This is a genomic window from Bradyrhizobium sp. CB1015 (genome assembly GCF_025200925.1).
Classification (GTDB): Bacteria; Pseudomonadota; Alphaproteobacteria; order Rhizobiales; family Xanthobacteraceae; genus Bradyrhizobium.
The window spans coordinates 3,461,929-3,477,793 of sequence record NZ_CP104174.1; the positions used below are offsets into that span (position 1 = coordinate 3,461,929).

Below are 15,865 nucleotides of genomic sequence, written 5' to 3' on the forward strand. Positions count from 1 at the left end.
GACGCAGCGCGTCCCATGGGGAGCCTCGAAGGATGAACGGCCCGGCCGTCAACCGCGCCTACCTTCGCACCGCATTGCCGCCGACCACCAGCTGCGCGAAACGTTGTGCGCCGTCGGCTGACAGATCCGACGTCACCGCGCGGGCGTGATCGAGGCCGACCACGGCGCCGCGCGGCGTCTCGGAGATCATGTTGTTATTGACGAGCGCGGTGCCGGCGCCCGGCACGACGGAGACGCCGACGCCGGCCAGCGCCTTGCGGATCACGTTGCCCGTGATCGCGACGTCGCGCAGATATTTGCCCCAGCCGGCGACGATGCCGTAGGACGGCGCGTTCTCGATCACGTTGCCGGTCACCGAAGAATCCGCCTCGATGTAGATGCCGACGCCGGCATCGTCGTCGGGCGCGGTCCCGATCGGCCGCTTCGGGATCAGGTTGCGGATGATGTTGCCCTGGACCACCGCGATGCGGCCGCCCTCGTTGAAATTGCACACGGAGACGCCGACGGCTGCGCCGTCCACAATGTTGTTGGCGATTACCGCCGCCTCGAACGCGAACTCGGAATAGAGCGCGACCTCGCGCACGTCGCTGACGCTGTTGCCCGTGATGTGGATGTTCGAGGCCGAGTTGCCGCGCACGGCCGAATAGTCGCAATTCCTGATGCGGTTGCCGCGCACGATCACGTTGCCGGCGCGAAAGGCGTTGATGGCATTGCCGTACTGGCCCGAGCCGCCGGGGCCGGCCTTGATGTTCTCGATGCGGTTGTCGGCGAGCAGCGTGCCGTCATCGCCGATCGCGGTGCGCAGGACCTCGATCCCGTTGTCGTTGGTGCCGAGAATCGTGTTGCGGCAGACACTGAGACCCCTGGCGTCGAACGACACGATCGCCGTTACCGCGACGCCGGTGAAGATATTGCCGGAGATGTCGCCCGCGACCTGCTCGAGCCAGATGCCGCTGCCGCCCGAGTTCGTGATCTCGCAAGCGGTGATGCGCACATCGCGCCCGCCGAGAACGTGGATCAGGCCGCGCCGTGTCGGCAGTGCAACGCCGCCGCCGTCGAACGTGATGCCGGTGAGGTCGATCGCATCGGAGCCGTCGCTCTGGATCGCCGAGGCCCCGCCGGTGAAGACGAGCTTGGTCGCGCCGCGCACGCCGATCAGCTGTGCGCCGTTCGGCAGCCGCAACAGACCGGTCCGGTACACGCCCGGCGGCAAGGCGAGCGGCAATTGCGCCCGCGCGGCCTCGTCGATGGCACGCTGCAGCGCGCGGGTCTGGTCCTCGCTGCTGCCGGGCCGCACACCATATTGCGTGGCATCGCGGCCGAGCAGCGACGTCAGCGGCGCCGCGCGTGCGGCGTCAACAGGCATGGCCAGCGCACCGGCAATGCCGGCGGTCGAAGCCCCGATGAGATGACGGCGATTGAGGTCCATGACGCGTCCTCCGGCGGACGCGGGAGGTGTCCGCAGCGGACTAGGTAGCGCAGGGCAGGCGAGAGCGCGGGAGATTGTTCGCAGTAGGGTTAAATGTTTACCGCAAAGACGGTGCCGTAGGGTGGGCAAAGGCGGCGCTTGCGCCGTGCCACCTATCCAAGAAAGTAAAAGACGTGGGCACGCTTCGCTTTGCCCACCCTACGACACCTCAGCGTTCCGCGCCTTCCGCGCCAAACCCACTATCTCCATCAGCATCGCTTCCCCCGCATCCACCAGGTCCTCCAGCGTGATGCGGCCTGCTCCCTTGCGCCGCACGGCGCCGCTGCGCGCAAGCAGGGGAATGTGGATGAACGCCGCAAGCCTGGGCCCGCCCGCCTTCACGTGCTCGATCGCGCGCCAGCTCAGATAGTTGCAGAGATAGGCGCCGGCATCGCGGGAGGGACGCGCGTCGATGCCGGTAAGGCGCGCGGCGCGCAGCAGCCTTGCGCTGTGCGGGCCGAACATCATCGCGTCCGCATGACCGACGATGCCGCGCTTGGCCGAGCGGGTGTTGGTCGCATCGGGCCAGAGCATGGTGACGGCGTTGCGCGCCCGCGTCTCGATGCGCAGGTAAGGCGTGCGGGCGGCGAGGCCGAACATCAGGAGCGCGTCGGGCTTTTGCGCAGCGAGCACGTCGGGCAATTGGCGGTCGACCGCGGCATAGGTGACCGGGAAGATGTGGCTCGACAGCGCGACATCGTCGAGCGCAGGCCGGCGCAATTGCGCCAGCCGCGCCACCAGCGGCTGGGTCGGATTATAAGGCGCGCCGGGAAACGGACCGAAGCCGGTGAGGAGAATGCGGAGCTTGTCGCTCATTGCAGCAACTCCAGGATCTGCTCGGCGGCGAGCGCCGGCGTGAGATGGCCATCGGCGACCTCGGCCTCGATCTTGCGGACCTTGGTCCGCACCGAGGCCTCGCTGCGCAGCCGCGCCAGCATGCGCTGCTCCAGCATCGACCACATCCACTTCACCTGCTGCTCGCGCCGCCGCGCGGCGAAATCGCCGGACGCGTTCATCGCCTTGCGATGATCCAGAACCTTCTGCCAGATCTTTGCGATGCCCTCGCCAGTCAGCGCCGAATAGGTCTCGACCGGCGGATGCCAATGCTCGGACCGGGGGCTGAGGATATGCAGCGCGCCGCGATAGTCGGCCGCGGTAATCTTGGCGCGCTTCAGATTGTCGCCATCGGCCTTGTTGATCGCGATCATGTCGGCGAGCTCGACCAGGCCCTTCTTGATGCCCTGCAGTTCGTCGCCGCCGCCCGGCAGCATGAGGGCGAGGAAGAAGTCGGTCATGTCGCAGACCGCGGTCTCGGACTGGCCGATGCCGACGGTCTCCACCAGCACGACGCCGAATCCGGCGGCCTCGCACAGCAGCATCGCCTCGCGCGTCTTGGCGGCGACGCCGCCGAGCGTGCCCGAGGACGGCGAGGGGCGGATGAAGGCGTCATCAGACGCCGACAGCCGCGCCATCCGGGTCTTGTCGCCGAGGATCGAGCCGCCGCTGCGCGCCGAGGACGGATCGACCGCGAGCACCGCGACCTTGTGACCCTGCTCGATGAGATACGTACCCAGCGCATCGATGGTGGTGGATTTGCCGACGCCGGGCGAACCGGTAATGCCGACGCGAAACGCCTTGCCGGTGTCGGGCAGCAGCATCTGCACCAGCTCCCGCGCCAGCGCCTGGTGGTCGCTGCGCCGGCTCTCCACCAGCGTGATGGCCCGGGCGAGGGCCGCACGACTGCCGGCGCGCACGTCGCGGGCGAGGGTCTTGACGTCGAGCGAGGCCTTCTTCTCAGTCATGCCTCTGCTTTACAACGCCGAGGCGGGGCAGGCGAGGCCCGCCCGCCTGATATCACCGGGTCGTTGCGGCGACCGTCTGCGCCGGTTTCACCTTGCGCCACACCCACACCATCACCGGCCAGAGCAGCGCGCCGATCGCCATCGCGGCGAGGATGGCCGCGACCGGACGCTCGAAGAACGGCAAGATGCTGCCGTCCGACTTGATCAGCGAGGTGACGAAGGCCTGCTCCACCATGGTGCCCATGACGATGCCGAGCACCATCGCGGCGACGGGATAGCCGTTCGCCTCCATGACATAGCCGATCACGCCGAAGGCGGCGACGGTGACGACGCCGAACATGTTGTTGCCGATCGCGAACGAGCCGACCGCGCAGCACAGCATGATGATCGGCATCACGGTCGAGCGCGGCGCCAGCAGGATGTAGGCGGCGACGCGGATCATGGCGATGCCGAGCGGGATCATCAGGATGTTCGCGATGATGAACATCAGATAAATCGCGTACATGCTCGACGCCTTCTCGGTGAACAGCGTCGGGCCGGGATTGAGTCCCTTCATGTAGAGCACGCCGATGGCGATCGCCGCGATGGTGTCGCCGGGGATGCCGAACAGCAGCGAAGGCACCCAGCCGGAGGCGATGCTGGCATTGTTGCTGGCGCCGGCCTCGACCAGGCCCTCGACATGGCCGGTGCCGAACTTTTCCGGCTCCTTGGAGAAGCGCTTCGACATCGCATAGGAGACCCAGGCGGCCATATCGGCGCCGGCACCGGGCAGCACGCCGATGATGATGCCGACGATGTTCCCGCGCGTCATCTGCCAGTGATAGAGCTTGGTCAGCCTCCACTGTCCGGCCATGATGCTTCCGAACTTGCGCCGCGGCAGCGGCGGCGGCTCCGGTGTCAGCATCGCACGCATCACCTGCGCCACCGCGAACACGCCGACGAGGGCCGGGATCGGCTCGATGCCGCCGAACAGATCGGTGAGGCCGAAGGTGAAGCGCGGGATGCCGCCGGGATTCTCGATGCCGATGCAGGACACGAGCAGGCCGATGAACATGCCCGCGATCGCCTTCACCGGCGAGGAGCGCGCGACCAGGGTGGCGCACATCAGGCCGAGCAGCGCCAGCCAGAAATATTCGAAGGTCGAGAACGACAGCGCGATCTCGGCGAGCGGCGGCGCCAGGATCATCAGCGACAGCACGCCGGCGATGCCGCCGACGGCGGAGAACCAGACGCCGGCCCCCAACGCCAGCTCGGCCTGGCCTTTGCGCGTCATGGCGTAGGCTTCATCCGCATAGGCGGCGGAGGCGGGCGTGCCGGGGATACGCAGCAGCGCGCCGGGAATGTCGCCGGAGAAGATCGCCATCGAGGAGGCCGCGACGATGGTCGCGATCGCCGCGATCGGCGACAGATAGAAGGTGACGGGGACGAGCAGGGCGGTCGCCATCGTCGCCGACAGGCCCGGCAGCGAGCCGATCACGAGGCCGTACACGGAGGCCGCGATCATCGCGATGATGACCTCCCAGGTGGAGATCAGCGCGAAGGCATCAATCAGGGTCTTGAGCATGGGATTACCAGGGCGCCGGCAACAGGCCGGCGGGCAGCGGCACGCGCAGCAGCTTGCCGAAGATGAGATGAATGGCGAAAGGCGAGAGCATCGCGAGCGGCAGCGCCAGCTTCCACTTCGCCCCGAGCGCGGTCGAGGTCACGTAGACCATGATCGCCGCGGTGAGGATGAATCCGAGCCGGTCGGCGGCAAAGACGTAGAACAGCAGCAGTGCCGGCGGCAGCAGCGCGCGCAGGCCGTAGAGCCTGCCCTGCGACGGCGGGGCCGCCGCCTGGCCGTCCTCGAATGGGACCAGTTCTTCTTCCTCCTCGAAGGAATGGCCGATGCCGAACGCGATCGCGAGCCCGCACAGTGCAAGGCCGCAGCCGATCACCAGCGGAAATACGTTGGGGCCGACCGGCTGCCCCGGCACCGGCGGCAGAATGTAGCCGCCATAGGCGGCAGCCGCGCCGAGCACGACGAGAAACGATCCCGTGACGGAGTCGGGAAGACGCATAGGAGGGTCCTGTAGGCTTTCTTCTCCCTCTCCCCGTTCTTACGGGGAGAGGGTTGGGGTGAGGGGACTTTCCGCGCGAACGGTGAGAGCTGGACTCGCGGAGATTCCCCCTCACCCAAATTCGAGCAAAGCTCGAATTCGACCTCTCCCTGCATCCGCCTTCGCTAAAGCTTCGGCGGACAAGCGCGGGGAGAGGTGAAAACATCACGCCTTGCTCAGGCCGGCGGCCTTCATCGCCTCGCCCATCTGGGCATCGCCCTTGTCCATGAAGCCCGCGAAGTGGGCCGCATCGCCCCACACGGTGCCGAAGCCGCGATTGCTCATGAAGTCCTTGAACTCGGCGGAGTCGTAGACCTTCTTCAGCGCCGCGGTGAGCTTGGTTGCGATCTCCGGCGGCAAGTTTTTCGGCCCGGCAATGCCGCGCCAGGCGCCGGTTGCGTAGTCGATGCCCATGGCCTCCTTCAGCGTCGGCACGTCCTTGAACACCGGGTTGCGCGCGGGCGCCATGATGGCGAGGCTTCTGGCCTTGCCGGCCTCGATGATCGCGCGCGCCTCCGGCACCGAGCAGGTGGTGAGGTCGAGACCGCCGGCGGCGAGATCCTGCATCGCGGGTGCTGCGCCATTCGACGGCACCCAGGCGACCTGATTGGCGGGCAGGCCCATCGCCTGCATCCAGCCGACCAGTGCGAGATGCCAGATGCCGCCCTGGCCGGTGCCGGAAGCCTTGAACTTGCCGGGAGGCGCCGCCTTGATCGCGTCGGCGAGCTCCTTGACCGTCTTGTAGGGCGAGGAGGAGGAGACCTGGATGCCGGGCGGATCCTCGTTCATCAGCGCCAGCGGCGTGTAGCTCTTCGGCGTCAGGTCGGTGAGACCCTGCCAGTGCATCATCGAGATTTCGACCGTGAGCATGCCGATGGTGTAGCCGTCGGGCTGCGCGGTCGCGATCGCACTGTGGCCGACCACGCCGGAGCCGCCGGTGCGGTTGACCACGTTGAAGGGCTGGCCGAGATCCTTCTCCAGCAGCGCCGCGACGATGCGCGCGGTGGCATCGGTCCCGCCGCCGGCGCCCCAGGGCACGATCACGGTGACCGGCCGGGCCGGATAGGCTTGCGCAAGTGCGGGCTTGAAGCCGAAAGCGGCGGATGCCGCGACCGCGGCGGTGGAAGCCGCAAAGGTGCGGCGCGAAATCTTGGACATTGAATGCCTCCCAGCGGCGCCCGTGATGTCGGGCGCTCTTGTCAACTTCCGGCATTCTAGTCGGCTTTGCGTCGCCGCCGCAAGGTAGCGCTACCAACTGAGAGCGCCATGTTGTGTGAAAGCAGGCGGAACGAATGGGTGGTCGGAAATCGGGTGGGTTTTGCCCGCGCGCGCAGCCAACTTTAGCGCGTAACGATAAACCAAAGGCAAGCCATCCATGACCCAAGCCTATTACAGCGCCGTGCTGGACCACCCGCTCGACGACGTCTGGTCGCTGATCCGCGATTTCAACAACTACCCCGCTTATATCGACGGGGTGAGCGAGAGCGAGATCGAAGATAACAAGCGCGGCGATGAAGTCGGCGCCATCAGACGCTTCTGCTATCTCGGGAACTGGATCCGCCAGCGCCTGGTCGATCACTCGGACCGGCAGCACACCCTGACTTATGCCGGTCTCGAAGCGATACCGTATCCGCAAGACGACGGAAGCCAAACGCCGGCGCCGACGCGCTATCAAGGCACCATGCATCTGCGTCCGATCATCGAAGGCGACCGCACCCTCATCGAATGGTCGGTTGCGCTCGAAACTGAACCTGTGGACGCCGAGCGCTGGAAAGCCCTGTTTGCCTCCTGGATTCCCGATTGGACGGATTCACTGGCACGGACATTGGCTCGGGCTCGTCCGCGATCCAGCTAGAGCATGATGCGATTAGGCGTGATTGCGCCACCGGCGGTGCACTCCCTCTCCCGCTTGCGCAGGGCTATCGCATTTGCGAATTTTCCCCGCGGCCATCCTTCGAGACGCCCGCTTTGGGCGGGCTCCTCAGGGTGAGGGCGGAGTGCGCGGCAGCAGTTTCAACGAGCACTGATGCTGATTAGCCTCATCCTGAGGAGGCGCGTAAGCGCCGTCTCGAAGGACGAGGCGTGCGCGCAGGCCGCCGCCACAAGTCATATGCGATTGCCCTGCCCGCTTGCGGGAGAGGGCTGAGGAGAGGGTGTTTCCGCAACGGGACAGTCTGCAAGAGGAGAAAGCCCTCACCCGGCGCGCGGGACGATGCTTTGCATCGCCCGGACGCGCCGACCTCTCCCGCAAGCGGGAGAGGTGAACGAGCGCCGAGGCAATCGATTCATCCAAATCTCATCTCGCTTTAGCGACCGCTCACTGAACCTCCTCGTCGCCCTTCGGCCGCGCGCCGCCGAAGATGCGCGCGCCCTCCGCCGTGAGGTACGGCTTCAGCGCCTCCCAGGGCACGAATGCGACATACTCGCCCTCGGCGTAGGGACCGACCGCATAGGGCGGATAGTGGAACGTGAGGCCGGAGCTCTTGCCGGCCTCGGTGGAGGGCGCGAGCGTCACCGCGCCGATCTTGAGCAGGCTCGGCTTCAGCTCTTTGAACCATTCGTCGGTTGCGGTCTCGCCGGCATCCCGTTTCTTCTTCTCGGCCTTGAGCGAGGCGATGATCGCCTTCACCATCGCATTCATGGTCGTGCCGTTGTCCGCGGTCTCGGCGAAGAACGGGCGGATCGAGATGCGCTTGTTGACGGCCCTGTCCCACAGGATCGTGTTGACGTCCGAATTGGGGTGGGCGCCGCGCGTGTTCATGTAGTCGTCGCGCAGGATGCTGACATAGCGGTCGGCAACGACGGAGCGGATCTCGTATTTGCGCTCGAAGTCCCAGCCGCCTTCCCTGAAGAATTGCGGATCGGCTTTGCGCGCGGTGGCGGCTTCCGCGGCATTCTTGTCCAGCCATTTCCTGCCCTCGGCGAGGCAGTCCGCCGCCAGCGCCGCATCCGCCTTGATCCTGCCGTCGAGGAAGACGCGCGCCTCGATGCTTTTGGTGTTGACGACCGCGTCGGGCTTGGGATCGGCGGCGTGTGCGGGGCTGAACAGCGCGCTGCAAACCGCAGCGGCCGCGAGCGCGCGCATGAACGTTGGCGCGAGAAACATCACGCAAAGTCCTCTTGTCGGAAGATCGACGGCGAAGCTACTCCGCCGCCTCGCTGTGCCCCAGCCGGGCGTTCAGCTTGCGGATCAGCTCCTCGGCGGCATCCGCGATCACCGTGCCGGGCGGGAAGATCGCCTCCGCGCCGGCGGCATAGAGCGCATCGTAATCCTGCGGCGGCACCACGCCGCCGACGATGATCATGATGTCGTCGCGCCCCTGCTTCTTCAGCGCGGCCTTCAGCTCCGGCACGGCGGTGAGGTGGGCGGCGGCCAGCGAGGAGACGCCGAGGATGTGCACGTCATTCTCGACCGCCTGCCGCGCGGCTTCGTCGGCGGTGGCGAACAGCGGCCCGATGTCGACGTCGAAGCCGATATCTGCAAAGGCCGACGCGATCACCTTCTGGCCTCGGTCGTGGCCGTCCTGGCCGATCTTGGCGACCAGGATGCGCGGGCGGCGGCCCTCGGCCTCCTCGAAGGCGTCGATCAGCGCCTGAACCTTCTCGACCTGGGTGCCCATGCTGGACGCCTCCCGCTTGTAGACGCCGGTGATGGACTTGATCTCGGCGCGGTGCCGGCCGAACACTTTCTCCATCGCGTCCGAGATCTCGCCGACGGTCGCCTTCGCACGCGCGGCGTCGATCGCGAGCGCCAGCAGATTGCCGTTGCCTTCGCCGGCCGAGCGCGTCAGCGCGGCGAGGGCGGCATCGACCTCCTGCTGGTTGCGCTCGGCTTTCAGCCGCTTGAGCTTGTCGATCTGAAGCCGGCGGACATTGGTGTTGTCGACCTTCAGAATCTCGATTCTGTCTTCGTCGGTCGGCTTGTACTTGTTGACGCCGATCACCGCCTGCTTGCCGGCGTCGATCCGCGCCTGCGTCTTGGCCGAGGCCTCTTCGATGCGCAGCTTCGGCACGCCGGCTTCGATCGCTTTCGCCATGCCGCCGAGCTCCTCGATCTCCTGGATATGGCCCCAGGCCTTGGCGGCGAGGTCGCGCGTGAGCCGCTCGACATAATACGAGCCGCCCCAGGGATCGATGATGCGGGTGGTGCCGCTCTCCTGCTGCAGGAACAGCTGGGTGTTGCGGGCGATGCGCGCCGAGAAATCGGTCGGCAGCGCCAGCGCTTCGTCGAGCGCGTTGGTGTGCAGCGATTGGGTGTGGCCCTGGGTGGCCGCCATCGCCTCGACCGTGGTGCGCATCACGTTGTTGAAGACGTCCTGCGCGGTCAGCGACCAGCCCGAGGTCTGGCTGTGCGTGCGCAGCGACAGCGAGCGCGGGTCCTTCGGGCCAAACGGCTTGAGCAGCTTCGCCCAGAGCAGGCGCGCCGCGCGCAGCTTGGCGACCTCCATGAAGAAGTTCATGCCGATCGCCCAGAAGAACGACAGGCGCGGCGCGAAGCGGTCGACGTCGAGCCCCGCGGCAAGACCGGCGCGCAAATATTCGACGCCGTCGGCGAGCGTATAGGCGAGCTCGAGGTCCTGCGTCGCGCCGGCCTCCTGCATGTGATAGCCGGAGATCGAAATGGAATTGTACTTCGGCATCCTCGTGGAGGTGTAGGCGAAGATGTCCGAGATGATCCGCATCGAGGGCGCCGGCGGATAGATATAGGTGTTGCGCACCATGAACTCTTTTAAGATGTCGTTCTGAATGGTGCCCGACAGCTTTTCCGGCGGCACGCCCTGTTCCTCGGCGGCGGCGACATAGAGCGCGAGGATCGGCAGCACCGCGCCGTTCATGGTCATGGACACGCTCATCTGGTCCAGCGGAATCCCTGCGAACAGCGTGCGCATGTCGTAGATGGAATCGATGGCAACGCCGGCCATGCCGACATCGCCGCCGACGCGCGGATGGTCAGAGTCATAACCCCGGTGGGTGGCAAGATCGAAGGCGACCGAAAGGCCCTTCTGCCCCGCCGCGAGGTTGCGGCGGTAGAACGCGTTGGAATCCTCCGCCGTGGAGAAGCCGGCATATTGCCTGACGGTCCAGGGCTGGTTGACATACATGGTCGGGTAGGGGCCGCGCAGATAGGGCGCGATGCCCGGATAGGTCTCGAGGAAATCGAGCCCGGCGAGATCAGCCTCGCCATAGGCGGGTTTCACCAGAATGCCCTCCGGCGTCAGCCACGGCTCGGCGCTGCCAGCGGGTGTGGGGGTGGTGGCGCGCTCGAAAGCGACGTCGGCGAAATCAGGAATGCGGCTCATGGCTTCAACCATATCGTAGGCTCAATCATGATCCGGATGTTGATGGCTGACGATGGTCGCCATCTTCTCCGGTCCGTAATTCTGCTGCGTGGTCTGGCTCGGCAAATTGGCAATGCCCACGACCCAGCCCAGGCGGGATTCGGTGCCGAACTGCCGCGTCGGGATGACGCGGTCGGGGTGGTCGAAGGTGCCGGTCATGATCTCGATCCGGTCGCCGTCGATGCGGCCGAAGCTCAGCGGCGTGCCGCAGGCGGCGCAATAGCCGCGATCGGCGATCGAGGAGGAGCGGAAGAACGACGGCTTGCCCTTGGTCCAGGCGAAATCAGTCTTGTTGACGTCGGCGAAAGAGGCGAACGGCGCGCCGCTCGCCTTCTGGCACATCCGGCAGTGGCAGATCGAAATCCTGGTCGGCGCCGTCATGACCGCAAAGCGCACGGCGCCGCATTGGCAGCCGCCGGTGAGAACGGGTTTGCTGGTGTCCGTCATGGCTGCTCCATCCGTCGGTAGGCGTCCTGCAGCGTCGCAAGCGCATCGCTTCCGGCGAAGACAAAACCCGTGACGCCGGCGGCCCGCAGCGCCGCCTCGGCCTCAGCCGGGCGGCCTGCCAGATAGATATGTCGCCCGCCGGCCGATTGCAGGGCCTTTGCCGCGGCCTCGGCATGTTCCGCATAGACCTTGTCGCTGGAACACAGACAGGCCAGCTCGGCGCCGGAGGACTTGAAGGCCGCGGCCAGCTTGGCGGGATCGGCAAAGCCCTCGCTGTCGACGGCCTGAATGCCGCCGGCCTCGAAGAAGCTCTTCGCGAACGTCGCGCGCGCGGTGAAATCGGCGGGCGTGCCGAGATTGGCCAGGAACACCTTTGGCCGTGCGCCCCGCGCCTTCGACATCGCGTCGGACTTGTCGCGTAGCGCCTCGAACGGTTCCGCCAGACGGATCGGCGGCAGAGCCTCGAACTTGTATGTCTGCTCGCCGTAGGGCGGAAGCGCAATCGGCGTTGCCTTCAGGACAGTGGCTTCGCTCTCATGCAGGTTCGGAAACTCGCTGGCGCCGGTCAGGACGTCGCGGCGCTTTGCGATATTGGCCGCGCGCGCCTTGCGCGTGGCCGCGACCTTGCTCTGGAATACACCCTGCTGAAGCGCGGCGAACGCGCCACCGGCCTTCGCGCTCTCCTGGAACAGCGCCCAGGCCGCTTCGCACAGCTGCGCCGTCAGCGTCTCGATGCCACCGGCGCCCGCCGCGGGATCGCTGACCTTGGCGAGGTTGCTTTCTTCCAGCAGCAGAAGCTGGGTGTTGCGCGCCACGCGCCGCGCGAACGGATCGGGCAGGCCGAGCGCCAGCGTATGCGGCAGCACGGTGATGGCGTTGGCGCCGGCGAGTCCCGCGGCGAAGGTCGCCATGGTCGCGCGCAACATGTTCACGTAGGGATCGCGCTGCGTCAGCATGCGCCAGGCCGTGTCGGCAGCGATGAACAGCGGCTTGGGCGTCAGCCCGCAAGCGCTCTCGATGCGCGCCCATAGCAGCCGCAGCGCGCGGAATTTGGCCATGGTCAGGAATTGGTCGGCATCCGCGGCGAGCCGCGCATAGACCATGTCCTGCGCGGCTTCCAGCGGAATGCCCGCGCCTTCGATCGTGCGCAGATAAGCGACGCCGCAGGCCAGCACGAAAGCGAGCTCCTGCACCTCCGAGCCGCCGGCATCATGGATCACGCGGCCGTCGGCGGAGGCAAACGGCCCCTTGAAGCCGAGCCCGGCGAGGCCCTTGATGGCGCCCGTGATCGCGGGGGCGATTTCGTCCCAAGTATAGGGGCTGTGACCCCACACCGCCCCGGCCGCAAGCGGATCGAGCCCGAAGCGGATGTTGCAGGCGCCGGGATCGAGGCCGTTGCTCTTCACATATTCTGCGACATGGATCGCGGCCATCCGCGATTGCGGGCCGATCTCGAGCTCGATGCCGATCCCGGCGTCGAGATGAATGTCCTTCAAGACCTTTGCGACCGCGTCGGCCGAAGGTTCCAGGCCGAAACCGCGCGCGCCATTGGCGCCGGCGAATACCAGCGCAAGCCCGGTCGCACCGTTCTCCAGATCGTGCAGCGCCTGCGCATTCGCGAGCGCCGCATCAGGATGGTCGATCCGCTGGATGATCTGCCAGGGCGCGGCCGGCGGCCGGCCCACCACCGGCGCAACGCCCCTCGCGCGCGGATAGAGCGGTTCGATCTTGATGCCGTCATAGGTCTTGCCGACCAGCTTCTCGAACGGCGCGCCCTTCAGCACGCCGTCGACCAGCTTGCGCCAATCCTCGACGCTGGCCTTGGGAAAATCCGCCGCCAGCGGCAGGTCGTCAGTCACGGAGGTCATGCGGCGCGGGGCTCCCGAACGTCTTGTTATTCGCAGGCGAAATTGCCACGGCGGACCGTTCCTGCAAACGGTTGTTTTTGGTTAACCGGTATCCGGAAGCCGCTCAATGCCTTGCGTCGAGACGCTGGCAAGCCCGTCGCGCACACGAATGCCCGAGATCACGCGGTCCGGCGCGATTTCAGCCAGCGGCGCCAGCACGAAGGCGCGTTCGAACAGGTGCGGATGCGGCAGCGTCAGGTCGGGCTTCTGCAAGGCGACATCGTCATAGGCGATCATGTCGAGATCGAGCGTGCGCGGACCCCAGCGCCGCGCCTTGGTTCGTGTGCGGCCGAACTTCTGCTCGACTTTCTGCAGCACGAACAATAGCGCATGTGGATCGAGACTGGTCTCGATCTCGATACAGGCATTGATGAAGGGGTCCTGGTCCTCGTCGCCCCAGGGCGGGGTGGCATAGTCGGACGAGCGCGCGATCAGCGCCGCCTGTGCCATGCCGCAGATATGCGCGATCGCCTTTTGGAACGTCGCGCGGACATCGCCGACATTGCCGCCGAGAGCGATCAGCACGCTCGTCATGTCAGGGATGCCGCGAGCGCGTCAGCATGATGCCGACATCATCGAAGATCGCGGCGATCGGCGCGTGCGGCTTGTGCACCGTGACCTTCACGGCGCGGATGCGCGGGAAGTGCGACAGGATCGCATCGGCCACCGCGCCGGCCGCGCGCTCCAAGAGCTTGTAATTGGTGTTCTTGAACGCCGCCGTCGTCGTCGCCACGACATCGGCGTAGGACACCGTGTCGGCGAGCCGGTCGCTGCGCGCAGGCTCCGACAGGTCGGTATAGAGCTCGAGATCGATGACGAAACGCTGGCCGACCTCGGTTTCGTGATCCATCACGCCATGACGGGCATGGATCGACAGGCCGGTGACGAAGATCGTGTCGGTCATTGCTTGCTCTCGATGGCATGCGCCACCCGCAGGGCCTGCAGGGTTTCGGCGACGTCATGGGTCCGGATGATCTTGGCGCCGCGCTGCGCGGCGATCAGATGCGCCGCGATCGAGCCGGCGAGCCGCTCCGCGGGCTCCGACGGCGACACCGAGGCGATGAAGCGTTTTCGCGAGGCGCCGACCAGGATCGGCAGGCCGAACATGTCGAGCTCGCGCAAGCGCGCCAGCGCGGTCATGCTCTGCTCGGCGGTCTTGCCGAAGCCGATCCCGGGATCGAGCACGATCTTGTCGCGCGCGATGCCGGCTTTTGCGGCAAGATCCAGCGAGCGCAGGAAGAATGTCTTGATGTCCGCGACGATGTCGATGGCGGGATCGACGCTGTCGCGGTTGTGCATGACGATGACAGGGGCGCCCCTGGCGGCGATCAGCGGCGCCATCTCGGCGTCGCCTTGCAGGCCCCAGACGTCGTTGGCGATCGCCGCGCCCTGGTCGAGCGCGAAGGCCACCACCTCCGCCTTCATGCTGTCGATCGAGACGGGCACGCCGAGCGCCACGACGTCCGAGAGCACCGGCTTCAGCCGCGCGAGCTCATCCGCCGCGGTGACCGGCCGGGCGCCTTTGTAGGGCCGGGTGGATTCGGCGCCGATATCGATCATGTCGACGCCGGCGGCGATCATCGCCCGCGCCCGCGCCAGCGCCCGCGCGGGCGCGATGAACTCGCCGCCGTCGGAGAAGGAATCCGGGGTGATGTTGAGCACGCCCATCACCGCAGGAAGCGGGCGGCCCACGAGCGCCCGCAGCGCGTCGGTCCCGGCCGAGCCGGCCGGCTTGACGGAAGAGGAGGGCGAGGCATTCATGCGGCCCGCTTTGCGCGGTCGCGAAGGGGGTGTCAAGACGGATTGGGGGCCTTTAGCATGGACAGACGTAGCGCTGGATGAATGCTCTCGTGCCCCGGACGCAGCGCAACGCTCCTTCAGCGGTGCGCTGCAGAGCCGGGGCCCATGTCACCGAGAGCTGTCTGGGTCCCGGCTCTGCGCAGCACGCCTAAGGGCGTTGCAGCGCGTCCGGGACATGAGACCCAACGCAGAGCTAATACGTAATCTTCGGCGGCAGCTTCTTGGCCTTGGCGATGATGTCGCCGACCGACTTCTCGGAAGGCAGGAGGCGGACGAGTTTCTTCTTCTCGTTGGCCTCGCGCATGCTCTGCGCCAGCCTCGCCGGATTTCGATAGGCGAGCTCGCGCACGGTGGTGACGCCGGCGGCGCGGACGAGCCCGACCTTGGCCCTGCCCATGCCGGGGATGCGCATGTAGTCGGAGACGTTGGCCCATTCCAGCAATTGCTGCTCGCTGATGCCGGTCTTGGCCGAAAGCGCCTTGCGGCCCTTCACGGTCGAGGCCGCCTCGAGCAGCGCGTCGGTGGTGCGGATTCCTTGCGCCTTCAGCTTGTTGGCGGCAAAGGCCGGCAGGCCCTCAATCTCGGAGATCGGATATGTCATGATACTCGATATGAAAAGCGTCGCTCAGGCGAACTGGCTGAGGCCCGGCGTCCCCGCGATGATCTTGCCCATCTGATCCGCTCCGATTTTGTCTCGCCCGTAGCGGAAAAGTTCACGGGCGACGTTTTGAATCTCGGACATGCCGAGCCCCAGGCCCATCAGGCGCGTGCCGACGGCCATCAAGCCGCCGCCCATCAGCCGCGACAGGCCGCCACCGCTCCTGGACGCCTCGATCGCAGCTTCCGCTCCGGCAATCTGGTCGATCAGGGCCTGCACGCTGTCGGAAGGACCCTCGCTGCGAAGGAAGGCCAGGATGATGCCGACGGTCTTTTCAGCGACAGCACCATCTATGCTGGCGTTTGTCGCCAGCCGTCCGATCAGCTCGTCCATAAGACCCGCCCC

The 15,865-nt window shown here is 66.5% G+C and carries 16 protein-coding genes; 1 reads left to right on the forward strand and 15 read right to left on the reverse strand.

Annotated elements, in window-relative coordinates:
• Positions 1 to 58: 58 nt before the first annotated feature.
• From N2604_RS15800 to N2604_RS15825, 6 genes are all read right to left on the reverse strand, one after another.
• Positions 59 to 1,429 (reverse strand): TIGR03808 family TAT-translocated repetitive protein, encoded by a 1,371-nt coding sequence (locus N2604_RS15800; RefSeq protein WP_260375546.1) that lies wholly within the window; start codon positions 1,427 to 1,429, stop codon positions 59 to 61.
• A gap of 198 nt (positions 1,430 to 1,627) precedes the next feature.
• Positions 1,628 to 2,284 (reverse strand): pyroglutamyl-peptidase I, encoded by a 657-nt coding sequence (locus tag N2604_RS15805; protein WP_260375547.1) that lies wholly within the window; start codon positions 2,282 to 2,284, stop codon positions 1,628 to 1,630.
• Positions 2,281 to 3,270, reverse strand: coding sequence for a methylmalonyl Co-A mutase-associated GTPase MeaB (gene meaB / locus N2604_RS15810; RefSeq protein WP_260375548.1), 990 nt, complete (start codon positions 3,268 to 3,270; stop codon positions 2,281 to 2,283). Before meaB ends, N2604_RS15805 begins: the two co-directional genes overlap by 4 nt.
• Before the next feature lie 52 nt (positions 3,271 to 3,322).
• The gene (locus N2604_RS15815) at positions 3,323 to 4,834 is read right to left on the reverse strand and encodes a tripartite tricarboxylate transporter permease (protein ID WP_260375549.1); all 1,512 of its coding nucleotides are present in this window, start codon (positions 4,832 to 4,834) and stop codon (positions 3,323 to 3,325) included.
• A 4-nt stretch (positions 4,835 to 4,838) separates the two neighbouring features.
• Positions 4,839 to 5,330 (reverse strand): tripartite tricarboxylate transporter TctB family protein, encoded by a 492-nt coding sequence (locus N2604_RS15820; RefSeq protein ID WP_260375550.1) that lies wholly within the window; start codon positions 5,328 to 5,330, stop codon positions 4,839 to 4,841.
• A 204-nt stretch (positions 5,331 to 5,534) separates the two neighbouring features.
• Positions 5,535 to 6,527, reverse strand: coding sequence for a tripartite tricarboxylate transporter substrate binding protein (locus N2604_RS15825; protein ID WP_260375551.1), 993 nt, complete (start codon positions 6,525 to 6,527; stop codon positions 5,535 to 5,537).
• 217 nt (positions 6,528 to 6,744) lie between these two features.
• Here N2604_RS15825 and N2604_RS15830 point away from each other — a divergent pair, with 217 nt between their 5' ends.
• On the forward strand, positions 6,745 to 7,224 hold the full coding sequence (locus tag N2604_RS15830) for an SRPBCC family protein (RefSeq protein WP_260375552.1): 480 nt from the start codon (positions 6,745 to 6,747) through the stop codon (positions 7,222 to 7,224).
• Between the two features lie 462 nt (positions 7,225 to 7,686).
• Here the strand turns inward: N2604_RS15830 and N2604_RS15835 are convergent, their stop codons facing one another.
• The 9 genes from N2604_RS15835 to N2604_RS15875 form a co-directional block, all read right to left on the reverse strand.
• On the reverse strand, positions 7,687 to 8,475 hold the full coding sequence (locus N2604_RS15835; protein ID WP_409241715.1) for an RsiV family protein: 789 nt from the start codon (positions 8,473 to 8,475) through the stop codon (positions 7,687 to 7,689).
• A gap of 37 nt (positions 8,476 to 8,512) precedes the next feature.
• Positions 8,513 to 10,669, reverse strand: coding sequence for a methylmalonyl-CoA mutase (scpA, locus tag N2604_RS15840; protein ID WP_260375553.1), 2,157 nt, complete (start codon positions 10,667 to 10,669; stop codon positions 8,513 to 8,515).
• Between the two features lie 21 nt (positions 10,670 to 10,690).
• Positions 10,691 to 11,155, reverse strand: coding sequence for a GFA family protein (locus N2604_RS15845; RefSeq protein ID WP_260375554.1), 465 nt, complete (start codon positions 11,153 to 11,155; stop codon positions 10,691 to 10,693).
• Positions 11,152 to 13,023 (reverse strand): methylmalonyl-CoA mutase subunit beta, encoded by a 1,872-nt coding sequence (locus N2604_RS15850; RefSeq protein WP_260375555.1) that lies wholly within the window; start codon positions 13,021 to 13,023, stop codon positions 11,152 to 11,154. The genes N2604_RS15845 and N2604_RS15850 overlap by 4 nt, the downstream gene beginning before the upstream one ends.
• 81 nt (positions 13,024 to 13,104) lie before the next feature.
• Positions 13,105 to 13,596: a 2-amino-4-hydroxy-6-hydroxymethyldihydropteridine diphosphokinase gene (folK, locus tag N2604_RS15855; protein ID WP_260375556.1), complete on the reverse strand. Its 492-nt coding sequence runs from the start codon at positions 13,594 to 13,596 to the stop codon at positions 13,105 to 13,107.
• A 1-nt stretch (position 13,597) separates the two neighbouring features.
• Positions 13,598 to 13,966 carry a dihydroneopterin aldolase gene (gene folB, locus N2604_RS15860; RefSeq protein ID WP_260375557.1) on the reverse strand — a complete coding sequence of 123 codons (369 nt, stop codon included), beginning with the start codon at positions 13,964 to 13,966 and terminating at the stop codon, positions 13,598 to 13,600.
• Positions 13,963 to 14,823, reverse strand: coding sequence for a dihydropteroate synthase (gene folP / locus N2604_RS15865; protein ID WP_260375558.1), 861 nt, complete (start codon positions 14,821 to 14,823; stop codon positions 13,963 to 13,965). The genes folB and folP overlap by 4 nt, the downstream gene beginning before the upstream one ends.
• Positions 14,824 to 15,055: 232 nt before the next feature.
• Entirely contained in the window at positions 15,056 to 15,463 is a 408-nt protein-coding gene (locus tag N2604_RS15870) for a DUF4332 domain-containing protein (protein WP_025035066.1), read from the reverse strand.
• 24 nt (positions 15,464 to 15,487) lie between these two features.
• Positions 15,488 to 15,853 carry a DUF2267 domain-containing protein gene (locus N2604_RS15875; RefSeq protein ID WP_260375559.1) on the reverse strand — a complete coding sequence of 122 codons (366 nt, stop codon included), beginning with the start codon at positions 15,851 to 15,853 and terminating at the stop codon, positions 15,488 to 15,490.
• Between the last annotated feature and the right edge of the window lie 12 nt (positions 15,854 to 15,865).